This is a genomic window from Bacillus mexicanus, from assembly GCF_050445615.1.
GTDB lineage: Bacteria > Bacillota > Bacilli > Bacillales > Bacillaceae > Bacillus > Bacillus mexicanus.
Window position 1 is genome coordinate 302398 of sequence record NZ_JBCEYV010000001.1, and the last position, 26657, is coordinate 329054.

The 26657-nt window shown below is 43.4% G+C and carries 28 protein-coding genes; 25 read left to right on the forward strand and 3 right to left on the reverse strand.

Features of this window, described 5'->3' with window-relative positions; genetic code table 11:
* Positions 1-17: 17 nt before the first annotated feature.
* Positions 18-1283 carry a replication-associated recombination protein A gene (locus AAGG74_RS01615; protein ID WP_225493696.1) on the reverse strand — a complete coding sequence of 422 codons (1266 nt, stop codon included), beginning with the start codon at positions 1281-1283 and terminating at the stop codon, positions 18-20.
* A 201-nt stretch (positions 1284-1484) separates the two neighbouring features.
* On the opposite strand from AAGG74_RS01615, the gene cymR reads away from it, so the two are divergent.
* From cymR to udk, 18 genes are all read left to right on the forward strand, one after another.
* On the forward strand, positions 1485-1901 hold the full coding sequence (gene cymR, locus AAGG74_RS01620; protein ID WP_162102279.1) for a cysteine metabolism transcriptional regulator CymR: 417 nt from the start codon (positions 1485-1487) through the stop codon (positions 1899-1901).
* Positions 1902-1919: 18 nt separating this feature from the next.
* Positions 1920-3062: a cysteine desulfurase family protein gene (locus AAGG74_RS01625; protein ID WP_429674351.1), complete on the forward strand. Its 1143-nt coding sequence runs from the start codon at positions 1920-1922 to the stop codon at positions 3060-3062.
* A gap of 27 nt (positions 3063-3089) precedes the next feature.
* Positions 3090-4205 (forward strand): tRNA 2-thiouridine(34) synthase MnmA, encoded by a 1116-nt coding sequence (gene mnmA, locus AAGG74_RS01630; protein ID WP_162102281.1) that lies wholly within the window; start codon positions 3090-3092, stop codon positions 4203-4205.
* An 85-nt stretch (positions 4206-4290) separates the two neighbouring features.
* Complete coding sequence (locus tag AAGG74_RS01635; RefSeq protein WP_429675220.1) at positions 4291-4911, forward strand: tetratricopeptide repeat protein; 621 nt, start codon at positions 4291-4293, stop codon at positions 4909-4911.
* Positions 4912-4935: 24 nt separating this feature from the next.
* Entirely contained in the window at positions 4936-7332 is a 2397-nt protein-coding gene (gene recD2, locus AAGG74_RS01640) for an SF1B family DNA helicase RecD2 (RefSeq protein WP_429674353.1), read from the forward strand.
* A gap of 34 nt (positions 7333-7366) precedes the next feature.
* Entirely contained in the window at positions 7367-7891 is a 525-nt protein-coding gene (locus AAGG74_RS01645; RefSeq protein WP_429674354.1) for a PRC-barrel domain-containing protein, read from the forward strand.
* Between the two features lie 11 nt (positions 7892-7902).
* A complete protein-coding gene (locus AAGG74_RS01650) occupies positions 7903-8094 on the forward strand; it encodes a hypothetical protein (RefSeq protein ID WP_429674355.1) in 192 nt (63 codons plus the stop codon).
* A 21-nt stretch (positions 8095-8115) separates the two neighbouring features.
* Entirely contained in the window at positions 8116-8247 is a 132-nt protein-coding gene (locus AAGG74_RS01655) for a YrzQ family protein (RefSeq protein ID WP_162102285.1), read from the forward strand.
* A gap of 96 nt (positions 8248-8343) precedes the next feature.
* Positions 8344-9405 carry an AI-2E family transporter gene (locus AAGG74_RS01660; RefSeq protein WP_429674357.1) on the forward strand — a complete coding sequence of 354 codons (1062 nt, stop codon included), beginning with the start codon at positions 8344-8346 and terminating at the stop codon, positions 9403-9405.
* 334 nt (positions 9406-9739) lie between these two features.
* Positions 9740-12376 carry an alanine--tRNA ligase gene (alaS, locus tag AAGG74_RS01665; RefSeq protein ID WP_162102287.1) on the forward strand — a complete coding sequence of 879 codons (2637 nt, stop codon included), beginning with the start codon at positions 9740-9742 and terminating at the stop codon, positions 12374-12376.
* Positions 12377-12459: 83 nt separating this feature from the next.
* Entirely contained in the window at positions 12460-12726 is a 267-nt protein-coding gene (locus AAGG74_RS01670) for an IreB family regulatory phosphoprotein (RefSeq protein ID WP_003225903.1), read from the forward strand.
* A gap of 7 nt (positions 12727-12733) precedes the next feature.
* A complete protein-coding gene (gene ruvX / locus AAGG74_RS01675) occupies positions 12734-13150 on the forward strand; it encodes a Holliday junction resolvase RuvX (RefSeq protein WP_162102288.1) in 417 nt (138 codons plus the stop codon).
* A gap of 17 nt (positions 13151-13167) precedes the next feature.
* The gene (locus AAGG74_RS01680) at positions 13168-13449 is read left to right on the forward strand and encodes a DUF1292 domain-containing protein (RefSeq protein ID WP_162102289.1); all 282 of its coding nucleotides are present in this window, start codon (positions 13168-13170) and stop codon (positions 13447-13449) included.
* Between the two features lie 143 nt (positions 13450-13592).
* Entirely contained in the window at positions 13593-14675 is a 1083-nt protein-coding gene (mltG, locus tag AAGG74_RS01685) for an endolytic transglycosylase MltG (RefSeq protein WP_429674358.1), read from the forward strand.
* Positions 14676-14828: 153 nt separating this feature from the next.
* Positions 14829-15482 (forward strand): O-methyltransferase, encoded by a 654-nt coding sequence (locus AAGG74_RS01690; RefSeq protein WP_162102291.1) that lies wholly within the window; start codon positions 14829-14831, stop codon positions 15480-15482.
* Positions 15483-15487: 5 nt separating this feature from the next.
* Entirely contained in the window at positions 15488-16417 is a 930-nt protein-coding gene (locus tag AAGG74_RS01695; RefSeq protein WP_429674359.1) for a peptidase U32 family protein, read from the forward strand.
* A gap of 18 nt (positions 16418-16435) precedes the next feature.
* On the forward strand, positions 16436-17704 hold the full coding sequence (locus AAGG74_RS01700; RefSeq protein ID WP_162102293.1) for a peptidase U32 family protein: 1269 nt from the start codon (positions 16436-16438) through the stop codon (positions 17702-17704).
* Positions 17705-17710: 6 nt separating this feature from the next.
* Positions 17711-18343 carry a uridine kinase gene (gene udk / locus AAGG74_RS01705; RefSeq protein ID WP_429674360.1) on the forward strand — a complete coding sequence of 211 codons (633 nt, stop codon included), beginning with the start codon at positions 17711-17713 and terminating at the stop codon, positions 18341-18343.
* A gap of 666 nt (positions 18344-19009) precedes the next feature.
* Here udk and AAGG74_RS01710 read toward each other — a convergent pair.
* Entirely contained in the window at positions 19010-19657 is a 648-nt protein-coding gene (locus AAGG74_RS01710) for a hypothetical protein (protein WP_429674361.1), read from the reverse strand.
* 159 nt (positions 19658-19816) lie between these two features.
* On the opposite strand from AAGG74_RS01710, the gene AAGG74_RS01715 reads away from it, so the two are divergent.
* From AAGG74_RS01715 to AAGG74_RS01730, 4 genes are all read left to right on the forward strand, one after another.
* Positions 19817-20140 (forward strand): hypothetical protein, encoded by a 324-nt coding sequence (locus AAGG74_RS01715; protein WP_429674362.1) that lies wholly within the window; start codon positions 19817-19819, stop codon positions 20138-20140.
* A 716-nt stretch (positions 20141-20856) separates the two neighbouring features.
* Positions 20857-21330 (forward strand): transcription elongation factor GreA, encoded by a 474-nt coding sequence (greA, locus tag AAGG74_RS01720; protein WP_162102295.1) that lies wholly within the window; start codon positions 20857-20859, stop codon positions 21328-21330.
* A gap of 53 nt (positions 21331-21383) precedes the next feature.
* Positions 21384-23138 carry a peptidoglycan D,D-transpeptidase FtsI family protein gene (locus AAGG74_RS01725; RefSeq protein ID WP_429674363.1) on the forward strand — a complete coding sequence of 585 codons (1755 nt, stop codon included), beginning with the start codon at positions 21384-21386 and terminating at the stop codon, positions 23136-23138.
* 64 nt (positions 23139-23202) lie between these two features.
* Positions 23203-23880 carry a YrrS family protein gene (locus AAGG74_RS01730; RefSeq protein WP_429674364.1) on the forward strand — a complete coding sequence of 226 codons (678 nt, stop codon included), beginning with the start codon at positions 23203-23205 and terminating at the stop codon, positions 23878-23880.
* Positions 23881-23916: 36 nt separating this feature from the next.
* Here AAGG74_RS01730 and AAGG74_RS01735 read toward each other — a convergent pair whose 3' ends face one another.
* A complete protein-coding gene (locus AAGG74_RS01735) occupies positions 23917-24120 on the reverse strand; it encodes a YrzA family protein (protein ID WP_010327860.1) in 204 nt (67 codons plus the stop codon).
* 191 nt (positions 24121-24311) lie between these two features.
* Between AAGG74_RS01735 and AAGG74_RS01740 the strand changes: the two genes are divergently transcribed.
* The 3 genes from AAGG74_RS01740 to AAGG74_RS01750 all read left to right on the forward strand — a co-directional run bounded on the left by AAGG74_RS01740 (position 24312) and on the right by AAGG74_RS01750 (position 26656).
* Complete coding sequence (locus tag AAGG74_RS01740; RefSeq protein ID WP_429674365.1) at positions 24312-24953, forward strand: class I SAM-dependent methyltransferase; 642 nt, start codon at positions 24312-24314, stop codon at positions 24951-24953.
* A gap of 20 nt (positions 24954-24973) precedes the next feature.
* Positions 24974-25669: a 5'-methylthioadenosine/S-adenosylhomocysteine nucleosidase gene (mtnN, locus tag AAGG74_RS01745; RefSeq protein ID WP_162102299.1), complete on the forward strand. Its 696-nt coding sequence runs from the start codon at positions 24974-24976 to the stop codon at positions 25667-25669.
* A 63-nt stretch (positions 25670-25732) separates the two neighbouring features.
* Complete coding sequence (locus tag AAGG74_RS01750; RefSeq protein ID WP_429674366.1) at positions 25733-26656, forward strand: O-acetylserine dependent cystathionine beta-synthase; 924 nt, start codon at positions 25733-25735, stop codon at positions 26654-26656.
* Position 26657: the final 1 nt, after the last annotated feature.

The following is a 26657-nucleotide window of genomic DNA, read 5'->3' on the forward strand; positions in this document are numbered from 1 at the left end:
ATAGTCAAGGCTGCTTTTTATTTTCTTTTCATTAATTTGTCGTATACTTGCTTCAAAGCAGACTCGAACTTTCCTGTCTGTTTTGGCTTGTAATATTGCTTGTTCTTTAAAGGGTCAGGGAGGTATTGCTGTTCGACCCATCCGCTGTCGTAATTGTGCGGGTATTTATAGTCGATTCCTCTTCCTAATTCCTGTGCTCCTTTATAATGTGCGTCTTTTAAGTGCTTCGGAACATCTCCGATTTTTCCTGCTCTAATATCTGCAAGCGCCTCATCGATTGCCAAGATGGCTGAGTTTGATTTTGGCGAGAGACAAAGTTCAATGACTGCGTTGGCCAGCGGGATTCGCGCTTCGGGAAATCCGACTCGCTCAGCAGTCTGAACAGCGTGCAGCACTCTTGGGCCGGCTTGCGGGCTTGCTAGGCCGATATCTTCATAGGCAATGACGAGCAGCCGTCTCGCGATGCTTTCCATATCACCGGCTTCAATTAATCTTGCCAAATAGTGAAGAGCGGCATTGGCATCAGATCCGCGAATCGATTTTTGAAAAGCGGACAATACATCATAATGGGCATCACCATCTTTATCGTGAGAAAAGCTCTTTTTCTGCAAACATTGCTCTGCGGTTTCCAATGTAATGTGAATGACCCCGTCGTAAGACTCCTTCGTTGACAATACGGCCAGCTCAAGCGCATTTAAAGCGGAACGGACATCGCCTCCGCATCCGCGGGCAAGATGCTCCATCGCCTGATCATCAACGGATACAGAATATGTGCCAAGGCCCCTGTGCTCGTCTTGGAGCGCCCTTTCCAAAGCTTGTTTAATCAGATCTGGGGTTAACGGTTTAAGCTCAAAGATCTGTGTCCGGCTTCTGATCGCCGGATTAATGGCATGGTACGGGTTAGCTGTAGTTGCCCCGATTAAAATGATCATTCCATTTTCTAAATAGGGCAAAAGAAAATCTTGTTTTCCTTTATCCAGCCTGTGAACTTCATCTAGAATCAAAATCACCTGGCCTGACATTTTCGCTTCTTGTGCTACGATTTCCATATCTTTTTTATTGTTAATGACAGCATTCAGCTTTCGAAAAGCAATACTTGTCGAACCAGCGATTGCTGTTGCGATTGATGTTTTTCCAATTCCGGGCGGCCCGTACAAAATCATGGATGACAAATGCTTCGCCTGAACCATTCTGCCGATCATTTTATCTTCAGCCACAAGATGCTGCTGGCCGATAATATCCTCTAATTTTGTCGGACGCATCCGATATGCTAATGGCTTCATCGTCATCTCTCCTTACATACTTACAGGGTAACGGAAAAACAGGCAATAGAAAAGGGGGAAGGCCTGTTTCCGCCTGCCTCAATGAAAATTCGCTGAAGGTGTGTTATAATAACAGTTGGTCTTTTAGATATTAAACGGACGAATCATACAGAAATCACCATTATAAATGTGGAATATCATGAAATAACAGAGGTGTTCATGTTGAAAATATCAACTAAAGGAAGATACGGGCTCACGATTATGATCGAGCTTGCAAAAAAGCATGGTGAAGGCCCGACTTCATTAAAAAGCATCGCACAGACGAATAATTTGTCCGAGCATTATTTGGAACAGCTGGTATCACCGCTCCGAAATGCCGGTTTAGTAAAAAGCATCAGAGGCGCATACGGCGGATATGTATTAGGCAGTGAGCCGGCTTCCATTACGGCGGGAGATATTATCCGTGTACTCGAAGGGCCGATCAGCCCTGTAGAAGTATTGGAAGACGAGGAGCCTGCCAAGCGTGAGCTCTGGATTCGCATCCGGGACGCTGTGAAAGAGGTTTTAGACAGTACAACATTAGAGGATCTTGCAAGCTACACAGACGGAGAGCAAGAAGCTTATATGTTCTATATTTAGATCAGAGGTGTAAACACAATGGAACGGATTTATTTAGATCATGCCGCCACGTCTCCGATGGATGAGCGTGTGCTGGAAAAAATGATACCGCATTTCTCCGGCAATTTCGGCAATCCATCCAGCATTCATTCATTTGGAAGAGAATCTCGGAAATGGGTGGACGAAGCAAGAGCGCAGATTGCTTCAGAAATCGGAGCGGCGGAGCAGGAGATCATATTTACAAGCGGGGGCACGGAAGCCGATAACTTGGCTATTATGGGAACCGCTCTTCAAAGAAAAGATCTGGGCAGACATATTATCACGACAAAAATTGAACATCATGCTGTGCTTCACACATGTGAAAAACTTGAGGAAGACGGCTTTGAAGTCACATATCTGGACGTTGGCCAAAATGGAAGAGTTAGTGCAAAACAGGTGAAAGAAGCACTGCGTGATGATACAATCCTTGTGACAGTGATGTATGGAAATAATGAAGTCGGGACAGTGCAGCCGGTCGATGAAATCGGTGAGCTGCTGAAGGAACATCAGGCTTATTTTCATACCGATGCTGTTCAGGCATTCGGGCTGCTGCCAATTGATGTGAAAACCAGCCATATTGATCTTCTGTCTGTTTCTGGGCACAAGCTCAACGGGCCTAAAGGGACAGGCTTTTTATATGCTAGTAAAGATGTAAAGCTCTCCCCGCTTTTATTCGGAGGAGAGCAAGAAAGGAAACGCCGTGCCGGAACAGAAAATGTTCCCGGCATTGTCGGGCTGAAAGAAGCGATCAAGCTGTCAAGTGAAGAACGGGATGAAAAAAACGAGAAGTATCAATCGTTTAAAACCATCATTGCCGACACGCTTGAAAATGCCGATGTGGCATTCGAGATTAACGGGGACAAAGAACACAGTTTGCCTCATGTTCTGAATCTTTATTTCCCTGGTATTTCAGTGGAAGCGCTGCTGGTGAATCTTGATATGGCAGGAGTTGCTGTCTCAAGCGGATCAGCGTGTACGGCCGGTTCAGTCTTGCCGTCTCATGTTCTGACTGCCATGTTCGGAGAAGAAAGTGACCGGCTGACGTCGTCAATTCGGATCAGCTTCGGCCTTGGCAATACGGCTGAGCAAGTGAAAACCGCTGCCCTACATGTGGCCGATGTTGTTAAACGGCTGACACAATAAGGCGGCTTAGCTATTGGAGTGAATGAAATGGAAAAACGGCCGGAGGATACAAGAGTCGTCGTCGGCATGTCCGGCGGAGTGGACTCCTCTGTGACAGCCCTGCTGTTAAAAGAACAGGGCTATGATGTAATCGGAATCTTTATGAAAAACTGGGATGATACGGACGAAAATGGTTTTTGCACGGCGACAGAGGATTATGAAGATGTAATCCGCGTCTGCAATCAAATCGGAATTCCGTACTATGCCGTTAATTTTGAAAAGCAATACTATGAGAAGGTATTTCAATACTTTCTTGATGAATATACAGCAGGCAGAACACCGAACCCGGATGTGCTGTGCAATAAAGAAATTAAATTCAAGGCATTTTTGGAGCATGCCCTGTCACTTGGCGCCGACTATATAGCGACTGGCCACTATGCAAGAGTGGACAGAAGCGGCGGTAAGGTCAGAATGCTGCGCGGCATTGATGAAAACAAGGACCAAACGTATTTCTTGAATCAGCTGACAGAAGAGACGCTGAGCAGAGTCATGTTCCCGATCGGCGAGCTTCAAAAAAGCCGTGTGCGTGAACTGGCCAAAGAAGCAGATCTTGCTACAGCGACGAAAAAAGACAGTACGGGCATCTGTTTTATCGGCGAACGCAACTTCAAAACGTTTCTCAGCGAATATCTCCCTGCACAGCCAGGCGATATGATGACGATGGACGGCGAAGTAAAAGGACGCCACGACGGATTGATGTACTACACAATCGGACAGCGGCACGGCCTTGGCATCGGCGGAAGCGGCGAGCCGTGGTTTGCGGTTGGTAAAGATCTTGAAAAGAACATTCTTTACGTGGATCAAGGGTTCCACAACCCGCTTCTTTATTCCGACAAAATCACAGCAACAAATATCAGCTGGGTTCGTCCGGACATCATGAAGGGCGAAGAGTTGTCCTGCACGGCTAAATTCCGTTACCGTCAAGAAGATCATAAAGTAACGGTGCGCATGACAGGTGAAGACGAAGCAGAAGTCATCTTTGATGGACAAGTCCGCGCTGTAACGCCGGGACAAGCCGTTGTGTTCTATGATGGCGAAGAATGCCTTGGCGGCGGAACAATTGATGATGTGTACAAAGACGGGACAAAATTGTGGTACGTATAAAAGATGAAAAACCTCAACACAGAGTTGGGGTTTTTTAATGAAAGGAAGATGGTCAGTGGATTTTAATCAACTCGGTATAGAGGCGATGCAGGAAGGCGATTACGAGAAAGCGGCTGAGGCATTTACAAAAGCCATTGAAGAAAATAAAGAAGACGCGATTCCCTATATCAACTTTGCTAACTTGCTTTCATCAGTCAATGAGCTGGAACGTGCGCTTGCGTTTTATGATAAAGCGCTTGAATTAGACAATAGCGCAGCCACTGCTTATTACGGTGCAGGAAATGTCTATGTGGTAAAAGAAATGTACAAAGAAGCGAAAGATATGTTTGAAAAAGCGCTTCGTGCCGGAATGGAAAACGGCGACCTTTTTTACATGCTCGGCACGGTTCTTGTCAAGCTCGAACAGCCTAAGCTTGCATTGCCATATTTACAAAGAGCGGTCGAGCTGAATGAAAATGATACGGAGGCGCGCTTTCAATTCGGGATGTGCTTAGCGAACGAGGGAATGCTGGACGAAGCGCTCAGCCAATTCGCAGCTGTAACAGAACAGGATCCTGGGCACGCTGATGCATTTTACAATGCCGGCGTTGCTTATGCTTATAAAGAAAATCGAGACAAAGCACTGGAAATGCTGGACAGGGCGATCGACATCCAGCCAGACCATATGCTTGCGCTTCATGCTAAAAAACTGATCGATCCATCATAACAGGCACAGGAGGAGGGACAGCTCGTGCAGCAGCATCCGGATCAGCTTAAACTGGAGGAAGAGCCCTATTTAAAAGGCACAGTCAATACAGTCATCTATCATAATGACACCAATTTATATACGGTTCTGAAAGTAAAAGTCATAGAGACCTCCGAAGCGATTGAAGAAAAAGCCGTATCTGTGACGGGCTACTTCCCTGCGCTTCAAGAAGAAGAGACGTACACGTTTTACGGAAAGATCGTAACCCATCCAAAATTTGGGCTTCAATTTCAAGCGGAGCATTTCAGAAAGGAGATCCCGACAACTAAGGAAGGCATCATTCACTATTTATCGAGTGATTTGTTCGAGGGAATCGGCAAAAAAACAGCCGAAGAAATTGTAAAAAAGCTGGGCGACAGTGCCATTAATAAAATTTTGGCTGACGCTTCAGTGCTTTATGATGTACCGAGGCTGTCAAAAAAGAAAGCTGATACACTAGCCGGCGCCTTGCAGAGGCATCAGGGGCTGGAGCAAATTATGATTTCCTTGAATCAGTTTGGCTTCGGTCCTCAGCTGTCGATGAAAATCTATCAGGCCTATGAATCCGAGACGCTTGAAAAAATTCAGGAAAACCCATATCAGCTTGTGAAGGATGTAGAAGGCATTGGATTTGGGAAAGCGGATGAGCTTGGCGGCAGAATGGGGCTTTCCGGGAATCATCCTGAGCGGATAAAAGCCGCCATTTTGTATACGCTTGAAACAACTTGTCTATCGGAGGGGCATACGTACATAGAAACGGAGCAGCTGATCATTGATACACAATCCTTGCTAAACCAGTCAGCAAGAGAAGGACAGCGTATTACAGAAATGGATGCCGCTAACGCAATTATTGCCCTTGGAGAAAATAAAGACATTATCATAGAGGATGGCCGCTGTTATTTCCCATCGCTGTTTTACGCAGAACAAAACGTTGCAAAGCGTGTAGAGCATATCGCAAGCCAAACCGAATATGATGATCAGTTTCCTGAATCAGAATTTCTGCTCGCTTTAGGAGAACTGGAAGAACGGATGAACGTTCAGTATGCCCCAAGCCAGAAGGAAGCGATTCAAAAAGCTCTTTCCTCCCCGATGCTTCTTTTAACGGGAGGCCCGGGAACAGGGAAAACGACGGTCATCAGAGGAATTGTTGAACTGTACGGAGAGCTTCACGGTGTGTCACTGGACCCGTCAGCTTATAAAAAGGATGAAGCTTTTCCGGTTGTATTGGCCGCGCCGACAGGAAGAGCGGCGAAACGGATGAGTGAATCAACAGGCCTTCCGGCAGTCACGATTCACAGGCTGCTTGGCTGGAACGGCGCTGAAGGCTTTACACATACAGAGGACCAGCCGATCGAAGGCAAGCTGTTAATTATCGATGAAGCCAGCATGCTTGATATTTGGCTGGCAAATCATTTATTCAAGGCGATCCCTGAGCATATTCAAATCATCATTGTCGGAGATGAAGATCAGCTGCCCTCTGTCGGTCCGGGCCAAGTGCTTAGAGACCTTTTGGCATCACAGGTGATTCCGACTGTGAGACTGACAGACATCTACCGGCAGGCGGAGGGATCATCAATCGTTGAGCTTGCCCACGAGATGAAAAATGGGTTGCTTCCGAATAATTTGACTGCCCCCACGAAGGACCGCTCTTTTATCCGCTGCGGAGGCTCGCAAATTAAAGAAGTAGTTGAGAAGGTTGTCGCCAATGCATTGAAAAAAGGGTATACAGCAAGAGATATTCAGGTTCTCGCTCCGATGTACAGAGGAAAAGCCGGCATCAATGAGCTGAATGTGCTGCTTCAGGACATTTTAAATCCTCCTAAAGAAAAACGGAGAGAATTAAAGTTCGGAGATGTTGTCTACAGAACCGGGGATAAAATTTTGCAGCTTGTCAATCAACCGGAGAACAATGTGTTCAACGGGGATATCGGCGAAATTACGTCGATATTTTACGCGAAGGAAAATACAGAAAAAGAAGACATGGCCGTCGTTTCTTTTGACGGGCATGAAATGACGTTTACGAAAAAAGATTTTAACCAGTTTACCCATGCGTATTGCTGCTCGATTCATAAATCGCAAGGAAGTGAATTTCCGATTGTGGTTTTGCCTGTTGTGAAAGGCTACTATAGAATGCTCAGAAGAAACCTCCTATATACCGCGATTACAAGGGCGAAGAAATTTCTCATTTTATGCGGAGAAGAGGAGGCGCTCGAGTGGGGCGTGAAAAATAATGACGCGACTGTCAGACAGACGTCCTTGAGAAACAGGCTGTCATTACAGGCGGAGGAAATGGACGCCGAGCTCGAAGCTTTGCAAAAAGAGCTCCCGTTCAGCGTCCACGACGCCAATATAGGAATGGAAGGCGTAACGCCATTTGATTTTATGAAAGAAGAACAGCTGTAAAAAACTCCCGTGTCAGCGGGAGTTTTTTCATTGTATGAGTCCAAGGCGCAAAGCAAAACCTAAGCCTGTTCAACAAAAGGTGGTAGATCACACTTTGAGAACATGCCATGAAGTAGAAGGATTCTCAGTATACTCAGAACGAACTTCTTGTTATCTTGGGACAATTTCCGATATTTGTTTTTCGTTGAAAGGAGATTGTCTCGGATTTATTCTTGCACAAAAACGATTTTTGCATCATCATCATGTGCTTTTGCGCGCGTATGATATTTCTTGCATACTTGATGACCGCATATTAGCTTCTGTCAGTTCTGATCAGCTTCTGCCCATTCCGAAATCATGCTTCACGTACGAGCAGATGAAAATGAAGCTCGTGAAATCGGAGCAGGGGGATGTATTAGGGATGCTGGAAGATGTATACTTTTGTTTGGACAGGGGCATAATCGTAGCATATGAACTCTCGGATGGTTTCTTTTCTGATCTGGCGGGAAGCAAGCGCCAAATCCAAAGAGCGGATTCGCTTGTCGAGGTGAGAAAAGACGAGATCGTCCTGAACGGATAGAGGTGTGAAGTATGCTTATATGCCCGAACTGCAAAAGTAAAGATATCGGAAAAATCGGCGTGAACCAATATTATTGCTGGAGCTGTTTTATTGAACTGACAGTTGTGAAAGGGAAGATTGCAACTCATCAGGTGGAAGAAGACGGAACGTTAAGCAGCTTGGATGATTTGTTTTCTGAGGATGAACGCAGCATCAATTTTTAATGATGGAAGGAGATGCGCAGGATGAATCGGACGATGACTTCACTTTTGGCAATGGGAGCAGGAGCTCTCGTGTACCGAATGGCGACTCAATCTGACATGCTGAATAATCGAAGCATGAAGCGGATGAGAAGAAAAATAACAAAAATGTTTTAATGCGAAAAAGGATACTCTCCTGGGAGTATCCTTTTTGTTGTAGGAGAAAGAATAATTCGCCCCGTTCCTCAAATGATATAGAAGAGGTGAGAGCAGATGCTTCAAAAACCGGTGCGGATTTTGTTGTGGGCGGCCATTTGTTTGCTGATTCTATTAACCGTTTACGTTTTTTTGATGTTAGATATGTTATGGTCGCCTTTTTGGCTTGTCATAAAAACGATCTTTATTCCTTTGGTAATTTCCATTTTTATTTCTTATTTATTGCTGCCGGTGACAGAGTGGCTGCACGGCAAAGGATTGCCGAGGACTTTGAGCATCCTTGTGATTTATATTCTTTTTTTTGGCGGGATTGGCTGGGCGCTGTATAAAGGAGTGCCTGTTTTAATTGTACAGCTGACGGATTTATCAGAAAATATACCTATGTTTGCCGAAACATATAATGGGCTTCTTCTTCATGTGCATAACCATACGGATGACTGGCCTGACGGCATGCATCATCGGATAGATAAAATGATCCGCCAGACAGAGGCGTTTTTTGCCGGGACAATCGAAGGTGCGATCAGCGGAATTCGCAACGTGCTTGATTATTTCTTGATTGCGGCAACCATTCCTTTTCTCGTATTTTATATAGTAAAGGATATTGAGCTGATGAAAAAGACAGTATGGTATTTGACTCCGAAATCGTGGAGAAAACGGGGCAGCGCCTTCTTGCGGGATGTGGATGACTCCCTTGGCGATTACATTCGCGGCCAGCTTCTCGTCTGCTTGATTCTCGGCGTGATTGCAGGCATTACCTTCTGGATATTCGGGCTTCCGTATCCGCTGATTTTAGGTCTTATTTCTGGAATAACGAATGTCATCCCGTATTTTGGACCTTTCATTGGAGCTGTTCCTGCGCTTTTAATTGCCATGACCATCTCGGTAAAGGCTGTTCTTGTCGTGGTGATGACAGTGTTTATTCTGCAGTTTATGGAGGGAAACATCCTCAGTCCGTTCATTGTCGGCAGGAGTCTAAAAATGCATCCTGTCGTCATTATGCTCGCGCTGCTTGCCGGAGGAGAGCTTGCCGGCATCATCGGAATGATACTGGCTGTTCCGGCGGCGGCTGTTTTAAAAGTGATGATGATCCATTTTTTGCGGATGAGGACGGAGCATTGACATTGGCGTGCAGCTTGTCTATAATTTCTCGTAGAATACATACGAATCTCGAGTGACGGATCTGAGTACACCGAAGCCCTGTTAAAGAGAGAAGCTCCGCAAGCTGAAAGGAGCTTTAGCAGAAGATCGGAGGAAGCTAATCCTGAGTGCAGTTAATCACTGCCGCACATCCCTGCGTTACAGGGTAAAAGGTGACGGGCGAATGATCATGCCCGTAATCAGGGTGGTACCGCGAGCAAGCTCTCGTCCCTGTGTAAACGCGTGGTTTGCATAGGGGGAGGGCTTTTTTGCTGTCACTGAAGAGAATTTCGATTTTTATAGAGGAGGACATATAATGAAACACTTAACTTCTGCGGAAGTGCGTCAAATGTTTTTGGATTTCTTTAAAGAAAAAGGACATGCGGTCGAGCCCAGCGCGTCATTAGTGCCTCATGAGGATCCTTCCCTGCTTTGGATCAACAGCGGGGTTGCGACGCTGAAAAAATATTTTGACGGCCGAGTCGTTCCGGAAAATCCAAGAATCGTAAACGCTCAAAAAGCGATCAGAACAAATGATATAGAAAATGTAGGGAAAACTGCGCGCCATCATACATTTTTTGAAATGCTCGGAAACTTTTCCATCGGTGATTATTTCAAAGAAGAAGCCATTACATGGGCTTGGGAATTTTTAACGAGTGACAAGTGGATCGGCTTCGATGAGGAGCTTCTTTCTGTTACCGTTCACCCTGAAGATGAAGAGGCATATGAGTTCTGGGCGAAAAAAATTGGCATTCCTGAAGAAAGAATCATCCGTCTGGAAGGGAATTTCTGGGATATTGGTGAAGGTCCGAGCGGCCCGAATACTGAAATTTTCTACGATCGCGGTGAAGCATACGGCAATGATCCAGAAGATCCGGAGCTTTACCCTGGCGGAGAAAACGACCGTTACTTGGAAGTGTGGAACCTTGTGTTCTCTGAGTTCAACCATAACCCTGACGGCACATATACACCGCTTCCGAAGAAAAATATTGATACGGGCATGGGGCTTGAAAGAATGGTATCTGTCATCCAAAATGTTCCGACAAACTTTGATACTGATTTGTTTGTTCCGATTATCAAAGCGACAGAAACCATTTCTGGTGAAGCTTATGGTGAAGATAATGTAAAAGACACTGCGTTTAAAGTGATTGCCGACCATATCAGAACGGTTGCCTTTGCTGTCAGTGACGGAGCGCTTCCGTCAAATGAAGGCCGCGGCTATGTATTAAGACGCTTATTGCGCCGTGCTGTGCGTTATGCCAAAACAATCAACATCCACCGTCCGTTCATGTACGATTTAGTGCCGGTTGTCGCTGAAATCATGGCTGATTTCTATCCTGAAGTCAAAGAGAAAGCAGATTTCATTGCAAAAGTGATCAAAACCGAGGAAGAGCGCTTCCATGAAACCCTTAATGAAGGGCTTGCCATCCTGTCAGAAATGATCAAAAAGGAAAAAGACAAGGGCAGCAGCGTGATTTCAGGTGCTGACGTGTTTAAACTTTACGATACGTACGGATTCCCGGTCGAGCTGACTGAAGAATACGCGGAAGACGAGAACATGACGGTTGACCATCAAGGGTTTGAAGAAGAAATGAATCAGCAGCGTGAACGCGCAAGAAACGCTCGCCAGGATGTCGGCAGCATGCAGGTGCAGGGCGGCGCATTACGCGATGTTACCGATGAAAGCACATTTGTCGGATACGCTCAAACAAAAGCTGAGGCCAATGTCATTGTGCTTCTTCAGGACGGCCAATTCATTGAAGAGGCGCATGAAGGAGAAAGTGTTCAAATCATTCTTGATGAAACTCCGTTCTATGCAGAAAGCGGCGGCCAGATCGGCGATAAAGGCTATCTCCGCAGCGAACAGGCAGTCGTAAGAATTAAAGATGTGCAAAAAGCGCCGAACGGCCAGCATGTGCATGAAGGTATTGTTGAGAGCGGTTCTGTTCAAAAAGGCCTTCATGTAACTGCTGAAGTTGAAGACCATATGAGAAGCGGCGTCATTAAAAACCATACAGCAACACATTTATTACACCAAGCGCTAAAAGATGTACTGGGAGCGCATGTCAATCAGGCAGGATCTCTTGTGACAGAAAACCGTCTTCGTTTTGACTTCTCGCATTTTGGCCAAGTGACAACAGAAGAACTTGAACAAATTGAAAGAATCGTCAACGAAAAGATCTGGGCAAGCATCCCGGTCAGCATTGACCTGAAGCCGATCTCTGAGGCAAAAGAAATGGGCGCGATGGCTCTGTTCGGAGAAAAATACGGCGATATTGTCCGTGTCGTTCAAGTCGGAGAGTACAGCTTAGAGCTGTGCGGCGGCTGCCACGTCAGAAATACAGCGGAAATCGGCCTGTTTAAAATCGTTTCTGAATCTGGAATCGGTGCGGGAACAAGACGGATTGAAGCTGTAACCGGACAAGGCGCTTATGTCGAAATGAACAGCCAAATTTCAGTGTTAAAACAGACTGCTGACGAGCTGAAAACAAATATCAAAGAAGTGCCGAAACGGGTTGCGGCTCTGCAGGCTGAACTTAAAGACGCACAAAGAGAAAACGAATCTCTTCTAGCAAAACTCGGCAATGTGGAAGCAGGCGCGATCCTTTCACAAGTAAAAGACGTTGACGGCGTCAGTGTGCTCGCGGAAAAAGTAAATGCAAAAGACATGAACCACCTCCGTACAATGGTGGATGAGCTGAAAGCAAAGCTTGGCTCTGCGGTGATTGTGCTGGGCGCGGTGCAAAATGATAAAGTCAATATCTCTGCCGGTGTAACAAAGGATCTCATTGAGAAGGGCCTTCATGCCGGCAAGCTCGTGAAGCAAGCTGCGGAAGTTTGCGGCGGAGGCGGCGGAGGCCGTCCGGATATGGCGCAGGCAGGCGGCAAGCAGCCGGAAAAATTAGAAGAAGCTCTTGCTTCTGTAGAAGATTGGGTGAAATCCGTTTTATAATTTGCCCATGTAGTGTAGAATGATGGTAAGATTAGGATCCAGGCTGAACTTTGCCTGCGAATTTGGGAAAGAGGTGCAAAACGGTGAGCTCGTTTGATAAAACGATGAAATTTAATTTCTCCGATGATTCTGCTGAGACTAATGTAAATGAGGTGCTGATTACAGTATATGACGCGCTTCAGGAAAAGGGCTACAATCCAATCAATCAGATTGTCGGATACTTGCTGTCAGGTGATCCCGCTTATATTCCTAGGCATCGTGACGCTCGCAATTTAATTCGCAAACTCGAAAGAGACGAATTAATCGAGGAATTGGTAAAGTCTTATTTAGAACAGCATAAAGAGGCGTAAACAAAACATGAGAATATTAGGACTCGATTTAGGAACCAAAACACTCGGTGTTGCTCTGAGCGATGAAATGGGCTGGACTGCTCAAGGCATTGAGACCATTAAGATTAATGAAGCGGAAGGCGATTATGGTTTATCCCGTTTATCTGAACTGATAAAGGACGATACTATAGATAAAATCGTGCTCGGCTTTCCGAAGAACATGAACGGAACAGTCGGCCCGAGAGGCGAAGCCAGCCAAACATTTGCGAAAGTGCTTGAAACAACGTACAATGTTCCTGTTGTGTTGTGGGACGAGCGTCTTACCACAATGGCGGCTGAGAAAATGCTGATTGCAGCTGATGTCAGCAGGCAAAAACGAAAAAAAGTCATTGATAAAATGGCGGCTGTTTTGATTTTGCAAGGATATCTTGACAGCTTAAATTAAAGCCAGAGGTGAAGAAAATGGAACACGGCGAAAATAATATTACAATTGTTGACGAACAAGGAAATGAACAGCTTTGCGAAGTGCTGTTTACATTTGAAAACGAAGAGTTTGGCAAGTCATATGTGCTGTACTACCCAATGGAAGCAAAAAATGACGACGAAGTAGAAATTCTTGCTTCCAGTTTCACGCCAAACGAAAACGGTGAAAATGGTGAGTTATTCCCGATCGAAACTGACGAAGAATGGGATATGATCGAAGAAACATTGAACACGTTCTTAGCAGACGAAGACGAAGAATAAAATACCGCGTCAAACAACGAAAGCCGGAGCTGAATTGCTCCGGCTTTTTTCTGCTTTATGAAGACGTCTATCCCCCTTTTTTTGTAATAAATTGCCGAACTACAATGAATCATGTAGTATAAGAGCTGATGGGAGGAGACCTAATGTATATCAATCAGCAAAAAAAATCATTTTTTACGAAAAAAAGAATTATACTGTCTTCCATTATTGTGCTGCTTCTCATCATTGGCGGGGCATTTTTATATGGGAAGTCATTGCTTGAACCTGTAGAAAAAGACAGTAAAACGACAGTTGACATTAACATTCCGAGCGGTTCGTCTGTTTCGGCTATCGCATCGATATTAAAGAAAAACGACGTTATAAAAAGCGAGAAAGCTTTTCAGTATTATGTGAAGTATAAAGGTGCTTCCGGGTTTCAGGCGGGATACTACCATCTGAATAAAGGAATGGATTTGGATGCCATTATTCATAAGCTGACAAGCGGTGCTACAAGCTACGCTTTTCAAATTACGGTGACTGAGGGAGCACAGCTGACACAAATTGCGGACGCTATCGCTGAGGAAACAAAATACTCTAAAAAGCAAATCTTAGCGAAACTGGACGATAAAACATTTATCAATCAACTGAAGAAAGAATTCCCGGACACTGTGACAAACGATGTGTTCAATAAAAACGTGAAACACCCGCTGGAAGGGTACTTATTCCCGGCTACATATCCTTTTAACGATCCAGACACATCACTTGAAGATATGATCACGGCCATGATCAAACAGACAAACGCTCATGTCGAAACTGTCAAACCAGAAATGAAGAAAAATAAACTTTCTGTGCATAAGCTGCTGACAATGGCTTCTTTGATTGAGGCAGAAGCCACTGAAAAAGCCGATCGCCATAAAATTGCAAGCGTCTTTTATAACCGCTTGAAAGAGAAAATGCCGCTTCAAACAGATCCGACTGTGCTGTATGCGGCAGGCAAGCATAAAAATCGGGTGCTTTATAAGGATCTGAAAATCGATTCACCGTACAACACGTATAAAAACACAGGACTGACTCCAGGACCGATTGCCAACGCCGGCATTTCGTCATGGGAAGCGGCGCTGCATCCAGATCAAACAGACTATCTGTACTTCTTGGCTAAATCAAACGGTGAGGTCGTATTTACAAAAACGCTAAAAGAGCATAATAAAGCAAAAGAAAAATACATTTCCTCAAAAAGCGAGAAATAAAAGGAGAGCAAAAAGCTCTCCTTTTATTCGCTTTCCGCAAGGTTTTATGATAAAATATATCGGGTTGTTTACCGATGTATCATGATATATTCAGAGAGTGTCCTGCGCAAAAGACTGGGGCACTCCTTTTTAGAAAACGGGAGGCTGTTTGTCGTGACGGACCGCTATGAACAAATAAATGACTATATAGAAGCCTTATTGAAGCCTCGGCCGGAAAACGTGAAAAAACTTGAAGCATATGCAGAAGAACATCATGTCCCGATCATGGAAAAAGCGGGTATGGAGGTGCTGCTTCAAATTTTAGCTGTAAAACAGCCGAAAAAAATATTAGAAATCGGAACGGCCATTGGTTATTCCGCCATTCGAATGGCACTGGAGCTGTCATCTGCTGACATATATACAATTGAACGCAATGAGAAGCGGCATGAAGAAGCGGTAAACAATATCAAGGAGTTTCAGCTTGATGGGCGAATTCATGTTTTTTATGGAGATGCGCTTGAATTAGCCGGCGCCGTTCAAGTAACCGCGCCTTATGATGTTATTTTTATTGACGCTGCAAAAGGTCAGTATCAAAACTTTTTTCATTTATATGAACCGATGCTTTCACCGGACGGGATGATTATAACAGACAACGTGCTGTTTAAAGGTCTGGTGGCACAGGATTACAGCAAAATAGAACCGAAAAGAAGGCGCAGACTGATAACAAAAATTGATGAATATAATCACTGGCTGATGAATCATCCGGATTATCAAACTGCGATTATTCCTGTCGGGGACGGACTTGCGATTAGTAAAAAGAAGAGGTGAACGTCATGAAAAAACCAGAGCTCTTAGTAACGCCGACGAGTACAGCAGACATTTTACCGCTGATACAGGCGGGGGCAACTGCGTTTTTAGTTGGGGAACAGAGATATGGCTTGAGATTAGCCGGAGAATTTTCTCGTGAAGATGTAACAAAAGCTGTAGAGATTGCTCACAAAGAAGGGGCAAAGGTATACGTTGCTGTAAATGCCATTTTCCATAACGATAAAGTGAGCGAGCTTGGCGAATATCTGGCTTTCTTAGCGGAAACCGGTGTCGATGCCGCGGTATTCGGTGATCCTGCTGTGCTTATGGCTGCCCGTGAATCTGCGCCTGACCTGAAGCTTCATTGGAGCACAGAGACGACAGGCACCAACTACTATACATGCAACTACTGGGGGCGTAAAGGCGCGGCGCGGTCTGTGCTTGCCAGAGAGTTAAACATGGACAGCATTGTGGAGATTAAAGAAAACGCTGAAGTTGAGATTGAAATCCATGTGCATGGCATGACGTGCATGTTCCAATCAAAGCGTTCTTTGATTGGAAACTATTTTGAATATCAAGGAAAAGTCATGGATCTTGAAGGAAAGAAAAAAGAATCGGGTATGTTTTTGCACGATAAAGAACGTGATAACAAATATCCGATTTTCGAAGATGAAAACGGCACGCACATCATGAGTCCGAACGATGTGTGCATCATTGATGAGCTAGAAGACTTAATAGATGCAGGCATTGATTCTTTCAAAATCGACGGTGTCTTGAAAACGCCTGAATACCTAATAGAAGTCACCAAAATGTACAGAGAAGCCATTGATCTGTGTGCGGAAAACCGTGACGAATACGAAGAGAAAAAAGAAGACTGGGTAGAACGCATTGAAAGCATCCAGCCAGTTAACAGAAAAATCGATACCGGATTCTTCTTCAAAGAAACGGTTTATTAATCAAAAGGAGGTTAAGCTATGACTGCCGTAAATGATAAAATATCTACAATCGTCAATGGTAAGCGTGTGATTACGAAAAAGCCCGAGCTTCTCGCACCCGCGGGCAATCTTGAAAAGCTGAAAATTGCTGTTCATTACGGAGCAGATGCGGTCTTTATCGGAGGACAGGAATATGGGCTCCGTTCAAATGCCGATAACTTTACGATCGAAGAAATTGCAGAAGGCGTGGAATTCGCGAAACAATATGGCGCGAAGATCTACGTAACGACAAATATTTTCGCTCATAATGAAAACATGGACGGGCTTGAGGACTATTTAAAAGCGCTTGGAGATGCCAACGTTGCCGGCATCATTGTGGCAGATCCGCTGATTATCGAAACATGCCGCAGAGTGGCGCCGAATGTTGAGGTTCACTTGAGCACGCAACAGTCTCTTTCAAACTGGAAGGCTGTCCAGTTCTGGAAGGAAGAAGGTCTTGACCGCGTCGTGCTGGCACGTGAAACAAGCGGTCTGGAAATCAAAGAAATGAAAGAAAAAGTAGATATTGAAATCGAATCCTTTATTCATGGCGCGATGTGTATCGCATATTCCGGCCGCTGCGTGCTGAGCAATCACATGACAGCACGGGATTCCAATCGCGGAGGCTGCTGCCAGTCATGCCGCTGGGATTATGACCTCTATCAAACAGACGGTGCCAACGCCGTTGCTTTGTATGATGAAGAAGATGCACCATTTGCGATGAGCCCGAAGGATTTGAAGCTGATTGAATCCATTCCGAAAATGATCGAAATGGGCATCGACAGCTTAAAGATTGAAGGACGCATGAAATCAATTCATTATATAGCAACAGTTGTTAGTGTATACCGTAAAGTTATTGATGCTTATTGCGCTGATCCAGAAAACTTTGTGATTCAAAAAGAATGGCTTGAAGAGCTTGATAAGTGTGCCAATCGTGACACTGCGACAGCTTTCTTTGAAGGAACGCCAGGCTATGAAGAGCAAATGTTTGGCGAGCACGCCAAAAAAACGACGTTTGATTTTGTCGGCTTAGTGCTCAATTATGATGAAGACACACAAATGGTCACGCTTCAGCAGCGCAATTTCTTCAAAAAAGGCGACGAAGTGGAATTTTTCGGCCCTGAAATTGAAAACTTTACACATACAATCGAAACCATTTGGGACGAAGACGGAAATGAGCTTGATGCTGCCCGCCATCCCCTGCAAATTGTCAAATTCAAACTAGACAAAAAGATTTATCCGAGCAACATGATGAGAAAGGGGAAGTAATAGCCCATGGGTAAGAGTCCAGTAGTCATTGGAATCGCGGGAGGTTCCGGTTCAGGAAAAACGAGTGTCACACGTTCCATTTATGAACAATTTAAGGGGCACTCGATTTTAATGATCCAGCAAGACCTTTATTATAAAGACCAAAGTCATCTTCCATTTGAAGAAAGACTGAACACAAACTATGATCATCCGCTTGCGTTTGATAATGACTATTTAATCGAGCATATTCAGGATCTGTTGAATTACCGCCCGATCGAAAAGCCGATTTACGATTATAAGCTTCACACACGTTCAGAAGAAACGATTCATGTAGAGCCAAAGGATGTTATTATCCTTGAAGGTATACTAGTTCTTGAAGACAAAAGACTCCGTGATCTGATGGATATCAAGCTTTACGTTGATACAGACGCTGACTTGCGTATCATCAGACGGATTATGAGAGACATTAATGAGCGCGGCCGCTCTATTGATTCTGTCATTGAACAATACGTGTCCGTTGTCCGTCCGATGCATAACCAATTTGTCGAGCCGACGAAACGATACGCGGATATTATTATTCCAGAAGGCGGACAAAATCACGTCGCAATTGATCTAATGGTCACGAAGATTCAGACGATACTAGAGAAAAACCTTATATAATAGGCGTTTTAAGCGAATGGGCAAGGTCTGAAAAACGACCTTGCCCATTTTTTGCCCGCGTTTTTTTAAGAAATTTCAGTTTCAATTCATGCTTTTGTTCTTTAGCATCTCGGAAATAACAAGAAAAAAACACAGCAGTTACTTACTGTATCCTGCTTCAGTTCTTTTTCTCTTTTACTGCAAAAATGAAGGCGCAAATAATAAATATGATCTGAAAGGTAATACCGACCGCCAATGAATAGTCAAGGACATTTTCTAATGCATACTTCTATAAAAAACCTTCAAATAAAATAATGAACAATACGACATAGTTTATTCTCACCTTCATAGTTTGCAGTACCTTCCTTTTTCGTTACTCACCTTAAAATGTACTAAAGAACAGATTAAGATGGATAGGTGCATTGTGTTGTTCATCCTTTACCTTGATGCTTCCGATAGATGAGGCAAGGCATCCCTAAAATTGCAATATAGAGCATGCAGGAGACGGCACAAACGGCAACGAGAATTTATAAGTCTTTCGACGTCGACATTTGTATAGCAAGTCAGGAGGCGTTAAATATAAGACTGCATAAAAGTTGACCATATACTTTTATTTGTCTCTATGTATACACTTAATTACGGAGAGAGAATAAAATAAAAAGGGGTATCAATCACCCCTTTTTGCTTTTAATATAAACGCAAACTGCCGTTCCAAGTTTGTCCGATTTTAGCTCCAATCGTAAATCCTTTAATGTCTATACCAAGAACCATAGCTCCTACAACCTTAATTTTTGCAGTATCATTAGTTGTTTTGGTTTTAGTAATGTTATAGCTCTTTCCAGTTTGTTTCCACCAAGCTACGTTAAGGCCAGTAACATAAGAGTCAATACCTGACACTTTGGTGAACTGAGGCTTCTTATTTACAAATTTATATTGGTAATTAAACGCGATATTTTTCCAGCAAGCCATCCCTGTCATACCCCAACCTGTAAAAGGCGACCACCAATTGATAACATGTGAGTCACTTACTTGTGGTTTAATTAGAGGAGTATCTTCACTAACATTAATGGTCTCTTCAAACTCTTGTGGTTGTTGAGCATTTTTAATAAATTCTTCAAAATCCTGAACTGAGTCAAACTTCAAAAAATCCTTTTTAGTTACACTTGAAAATTCTTCACTTGAGATATCCACTAATTCAAAACCAAGGTCTTTTTGTAACTTTTCCACTTGGTTCTTTGTTTCAGCACTCTCTTTTGTTGTGGATTCTGCGTTGGCTGAAGCATAAGGAACCAAAGCCAAGCCAAGGGCAATGACTAAAACTAAAATCCTTTTCATACTTTCAACCCCCATTCAATTTAGTTCTTACAAACCAATTAAAACATATGAAAGTCCTTGAATCCATAAAAAACCAAAATATTTATATTTTTCAATAAAATTATTTATTTGGATATGTTATAATTGCCGGGTAATATATAAGGGGAAGGGAGTGATTGCATGAAAAACCGATTGAAAAAATATAAGTTAGGTTTGATAAGCTTTCTAGTTCCGCTTATTTCGATTTTTGTGATCCCCTATGAGAAAGTTTCAGAATTGGGGTATGCTCTCGGTTTCCCTATTCATTTTGTGATTTATCGTAGCTATGATGGGTTTGTAGGAAATAGGTTTTTGTTATTTACTCCAACAGAATTTATAAAGACAGAGTTTAATGTTGTTAATTATTTAATCGCTGTTCTGATGGTTTATGTATTACTAAGGATCATCAAAAAAGTGATAACAGGGTTGAAAACAACAAAACACAATCCTATTGAGGAAAGATAAACATATGATCCTCATACAAAATTCCTTCATAGTAGTAGGTGTTTGCTATGAGGGAATCATATCAATTAGAGAGGGACTTTATATGAGTCGAGTTCTTTCTATATAAAAGCATGTTCACAATGATCTGATTAATTTGTTAGCGGCTTTACCTGCATGCAGCGTACCGGGCAATTCTTTTTCCGAGCGTTCTTTTGCATGTTGCTTGCACATTGTCTAAGATGCGTGCTAAATTAAAATTCAGAGTTGCTGTTAAAAATTAAATTAAGCTTAAAACAGAAGAGAAATGCTCGTATTGTCCACACCACAGTTTGCTCGTCCTTTTTATCAAACAGTGCGAATCAAAGCGAATGGAAATTTTACATAATAAGATTTCATTATAAATGGGTTGTACTCAGAACTCTAGAGGACAAATTAAGCTGATGGCCATAAAAATCCAAACCATTCTTGAACAAAATGCGATTTTGTAATACCATAGCATAGACATAAATAACTCTGACCATATTATGTATAGGCAGGAAGGGGATGTGTGAATTCCCTTCTTTCCCTGTTTATAAGCGCAAAATATTTGCAGTAAGACAAGATTCAGTTTAAGATAAACAGTACCTATATGGGAGAGAAGAACGAGGACTGCCCTGTGTTCTCATTCTTGTATTTTTAGTTTATGCTCTCATACATAATCGAAGATGGTGAGGGACAACCAGAAGGAGTGAAGGGACATGGCACAAGAAAAAGTTTTTCCTATGACTGAAGAAGGAAAACAAAAACTTGAACAAGAATTAGAATATTTGAAAACGGTTAAACGAAAAGAAGTAGTAGAACGCATCAAAATCGCAAGAAGTTTCGGGGATCTTTCCGAGAACTCTGAATACGATTCAGCGAAAGAAGAGCAGGCATTTGTAGAGGGTCGTGTCACAACTCTTGAAAATATGATCCGCAATGCGAAAATCATTGAAGATGATGGCGGATCTAACGTTGTCGGTTTAGGTAAAACGGTCACTTTCGTGGAACTGCCTGACGGTGACGAAGAATCATATACAATCGTGGGAAGCGCTGAAGCTGATCCGTTTGAAGGAAAAATTTCAAACGATTCACCGATTGCCAAAAGCCTGCTGGGCAAAAAAGTTGAAGATGAAGTCACAGTTCAAACACCGGGCGGAGAAATGCTCGTGAAAATTGTGAAAATTTCCTAACATCCGTTTAGCAAAGAAGCACCTCGTCCACAATGTGGGGGAGGTGCTTTTTTATGAAGATATCGAAACGAATGAAGCTGACAGTCATTGCTTTTTTGGTTGTGTTTTTTCTTCTTCTACTGCGGCTGGCGGAAATCCAGCTGTTTTTCACCGAATCATTTTCTAAAAAGAAAATCAATTTGATTCAAGAAAGTGTGAAACAGCGGACAGAGGAGGTGCTCATTTCTGACGGAAGAGGATCCTTTTTAGATCGAAACGGACAAGCGCTAACAGGCAAAAGTGAGCCTGCAGTTGTGTTGTTTCCTTTTCTGCTGACCCAGGATTGGCCGATCGAAAAAGTTGCGAATATCCTCGGTATGTCTGAGGATCAATTGCATAAGACACTAGTAAAGGCAAAGAAACCGGTCATTTTGCAACAAAGGAAAATCAAAACACTTTCAAAACGAGCTATCACAAAAATCAATTCTTTGAAATATCCCGGGATTTACGGCGTATATATGGAGAATGAAGACAAGCCCAGCCTTGCTTCACATACGATCGGGAGCACAAATCAAGATCCGGTGCTTCTCCGCAGAAAATATCCTGATAAGAAGAACCTTCCGATCACAACAAAAATCGGAACAACTGGTTTAGAACGGTCATTTGATGAGTTTTTGCTTCCGGAACAAGACACAAAGCTTTTATATCATGTAGACGGAAAAGGAAACCCTTTGTTTGGCATGGACGTCAAATATACAGCTGAAGCCAATACTTTTTATCCGCTCCAGATTAAAACAACAATTGATCAAAACATTCAAAAAGCAATAGAGAAGGTATTGAATAAACAGGGGCTGAAAAAAGGCGGAGCTGTGCTGCTGGACATCGAAAATAGCAGTGTTTTGGGGATTGTGAGCAAACCTGATGCAGATGTCTCACAGCAAAATACGCTTCAACATTATATGCTGACGCCAATCTATCCCGGTTCTGTTTTTAAAACAGTCATTGCCGCAGCTGCGATTGAAAATAATGCGGTGAAGCCTAGCCAAACCTTTAATTGCAATGTAAACCTGTACGGGGAACCGGGCGACAACAAAGGGACCTTGTCTTTTGATGAAAGTTTTGCCCAAAGCTGTAATTACACATTTACGAGTCTTGCAGAACAATTAATGGAAAAAGACAGCTCAGTTATTGAAGACATGTCTGAAAAGCTGTCTCTCACGGATCGGGCAGGCTGGGAAGGAAAACTGTATCACGAAACAGATTTCCGTCAATTGTATAACGAAAAAAGCGGCGTGATTTGGGGGGATGAAAAGGACAAATCAGTTAAGAAAGCCATTGCGCAAACAGCGATCGGGCAGAAAAATGTAAAGGTAACGCCGCTCGAAGTAGCCAATATGATGGCGACAATTGCTCGTGGCGGAGAAAAGCGGCAGGTGAAAATCGCTGAACAAATTGAGTATAAAAACGGCACAACACTGGTTGCGTTTAAAGATCAGAAGCTCAAAGGAGAAACAATAGACAAATATACAGCACAGCAGCTTCAAAAAATGCTGCGGCGGGTGGTAGAATCTCCTTCTGGGACGGGCAGAAGGTTTCAGGATCTTCCGTATACTGTAGCAGGAAAGTCAGGGACAGCCCAGACAGGCAAGCTCTCAAAAGAGAAAGAAACGCTCTATGAAAAATGGTTTGCCGGATATTTCCCCGCAGAGAAGCCGAAATACGCTCTTGTCGTTTTACACATGGATACACCAGGGGATAAGGCTCTGACAAATTCGGTATTTTATGATATTGTTAAAAAAGTACACGAAATTGAAATCAATCAGAAATAGAACAACTTCTCAGTACATGGTAAAATATATGCTGAGCCAAGAGGGATAAAGGAGTGCAGAATTATTGAGCAATAATCAATCTCGTTATGAAAATCGTGATAAGCGCAGGAAAGCTAATTTAGTGCTTAACATTTTAATTGCAATCGTATCTATTCTAATCGTCGTAGTAGCAGCGAATCTTTTCATTAACAGTCCTTCCAGCAAAGATGTCAGCAAGGACTCTGAAACAGTGCAAAAACAGGAATCTCCGGCTTCAGGCAAGACTGAAAAGAAATCGGACGAAGATATAAAAGACAGCAAGAAAGATCCATCTGACAGCGAAAAGGATTCTGAGAAGTCTTCTGACGACTCAGAAGACTCCAAAAAAGATGATGCTTCTAAACATGATGATTCAGATGACCCGCTTAAAGATGCAAAAGTAACAGATGGCGGCTCATCAAGCGATGTGGAAAAAACGTATGAAAACTCTGATTGGAAAGCGGTCGGAACTGAACAGAAGGGCGAGCACGTCGCGACGTATGACTCAAGCTCAAAAGACTGGGCTGAGATGCTGAAAGCCATGTCATATGCAACAGGTGTTTCAACAGATCATATGACAGTGCTCTGGCTCGGAAATAACGGCAGCCCTCAGGACGCTAAAGGCAAGATTTTAGACAAGACGACTGGTGATAAATATCAGGTCACCATTACATGGGTTGATGAAAAAGGCTGGAAGCCGACAAAAGTAGAGAAATTAAAATAACAAAAGCAGCCGGGCTGAGAACCGGCTGCTTTTGTTTTAAGCCTCAGCTGCGAAATGAACCACCGCGCTGTATAATATTCTTTCGTCTGCCACAGCAGTTTGGTGTGAAACAGATTTCACCCGGAGCATGATAGCTTTATTGTTTTCAATTTGAGTATTGATTTTCTTTTCAAGCTCCTGCAATGAAGCCGCTTCGAAAAACTCCACTTTGTCTTTTATCAGATCCAATTGAAAATTCATATCTCGGCCCTCCAGCTTTCACAAGTCATATGAAGTATAAGCTTTTTTCCAGGCAACACGCAACATAGATGGCATAAAATGCACAAGATGTTTTAGTATCTGCTTTCTGGAAGATGTGGTATGATAGGAACTGTTCCATCATTAATTCATAGTATACTTATAGGAATTATAAAATATGGAGTGTGATAATTATGGGACGTGAATTTATCCCTCTCTTTGAAGATTGGGCCGCAACTTATGATCAAACAGTACAAGGTTTTGATATTCAGTATAAAGAAGCGTTCAGAGGCTATGATAGTATCCTTGATGCCATTGTCCGCAGGTCTGGAACACATGTGTTAGAATTTGGCCCGGGGACGGGGAATTTGACAGTGAAGCTGCTGGAGGCGGGCAAAGCTGTATTTGGAATCGAACCGTCTCCTGCAATGCGTAAATTAGCTTCTGATAAGCTTTCGGACAGGGCGGAAATCGTTGACGGAGACTTCCTGACATTTCCTGATCCGCCATTTCAGGCTGACACAATTGTCAGTTCATATGCATTTCATCATTTGACCGACGAAGAAAAGCGGGCTGCCATAAAGCAATATGGCAAATACCTTCGCTTGCATGATAAAATAGTGTTTGCCGATACCGTCTTTGAAGATGTGCCAGCGTATCAACAGGCGATTGATAAAGCTCGTTCTCAAGGGTTCTATCAGCTGGCAGATGATTTAGAGACGGAGCATTATCCTACATTGGGTGCATTGAAAGAGATGTTTATAGCTGAAAGTTTTGCAGTCCAATTCACTCAGCATAACGACTTCGTGTGGATAATGGAGGCGATCAAACGGTAAAGTGAAGGGAATGTGAATAGATGAAACTAGCAGTCATCGGAGCAATGGAAGAGGAAGTTACGATCTTAAGAAGCAAACTTAAAAATGCAAAAACAGAAACAATCGCACACTGTGAATTTACAACAGGAGAATATGAAGGAACTGAAGTGATTCTTTTAAAATCAGGAATTGGAAAAGTAAATGCTGCCATCAGCACAACGCTTTTGCTTGACCGATATAAACCTGATTATGTGATTAACACAGGCTCAGCGGGCGGATTTCATCATACACTGAATGTAGGGGATGTCGTCATTTCAACTGACGTTCGCCACCATGACGTGGATGTAACGGCCTTTGACTATGAATATGGCCAGGTTCCGGGGCTTCCGGCTGCTTATGAGGCAGACGAAAAGCTGATCGGCATCACTGAAGAAGCGGTTTCTGAACTTGACGGCATTCAGGCTGCAAAAGGAACGATTGCAACAGGCGATTCTTTTATGAACGATCCGAAGCGGGTTGAAGATGTGCGTGCGAAATTTTCTGATCTGTACGCGGTTGAAATGGAAGCTGCGGCAGTGGCTCAAGTATGCCATCAATTTAAAACGCCGTTTGTCGTCATCAGAGCGTTATCTGATATCGCAGGAAAAGAATCACATGTATCATTTGACCAATTTTTAGAGCAGGCGGCTGTCAATTCCACAGAGCTTGTGTTAAAAGTGATCAAACGAATTCATTAAAACGGGGGGAGAATTCTCCTCCGTTTTCCCTAAAAACAACCTCTATCAAGGAGGAGGACATATATGACTGTTATTACCGACATTACGGAGCTGATTGGAAATACACCCCTTCTCCGCTTGAAGAACTTTGATGTTCCAAAAGGCGTCACAGTGTTTGCCAAGCTTGAAATGATGAATCCCGGCGGGAGCATCAAAGACAGACTAGGCGATATGCTGATCCGTGACGCATTGGAATCGGGCAAGGTGAAGCCAGGCGGCGTAATTATCGAAGCTACGGCAGGAAATACAGGGATTGGCCTTGCGCTGAGTGCCAGAAAACATGGGTTGCAAGCGATTTTTTGTGTCCCAGAGCATTTCAGTACAGAAAAACAGCAAATTATGCAGGCGCTTGGCGCATCAATCATTCATACGCCGCGTCAAGACGGAATGCAGGGAGCCATTCAAAAAGCCATTCAGCTGGAGACTGAAATTGACAATTCTTATTGCGTTTTGCAATTTAAAAACCAAGTAAATCCATCGACTTACTATAAGACGCTTGGACCTGAAATTTGGGAAGCGCTTGACGGCAATATTCATACGTTCGTTGCAGGAGCGGGATCAGGAGGCACATTTGCAGGAACTGCTTCCTTCTTAAAGGAAAAAAATCCAGCAGTCAAAACGGTCATTGTCGAACCAGAGGGGTCTATTTTAAATGGAGGAGAGCCACACGCCCACAAAACAGAAGGCATCGGAATGGAGTTCATTCCTGATTATATGAATAAGAGCCATTTTGATGAGATTTACACCGTAACAGATGAGAATGCGTTCAGGCTTGTAAAAGAAGCAGCGGAACAAGAAGGTCTGCTGATCGGAAGCTCATCAGGTGCAGCGCTTTATGCAGCATTAGAGGAAGCGAAAAAAGCCTCAGCAGGAACAAATATAGTCACGGTATTGCCTGACAGCAGCGATCGATATATCAGTAAACACATATACGAAGGAGGCATCTGAT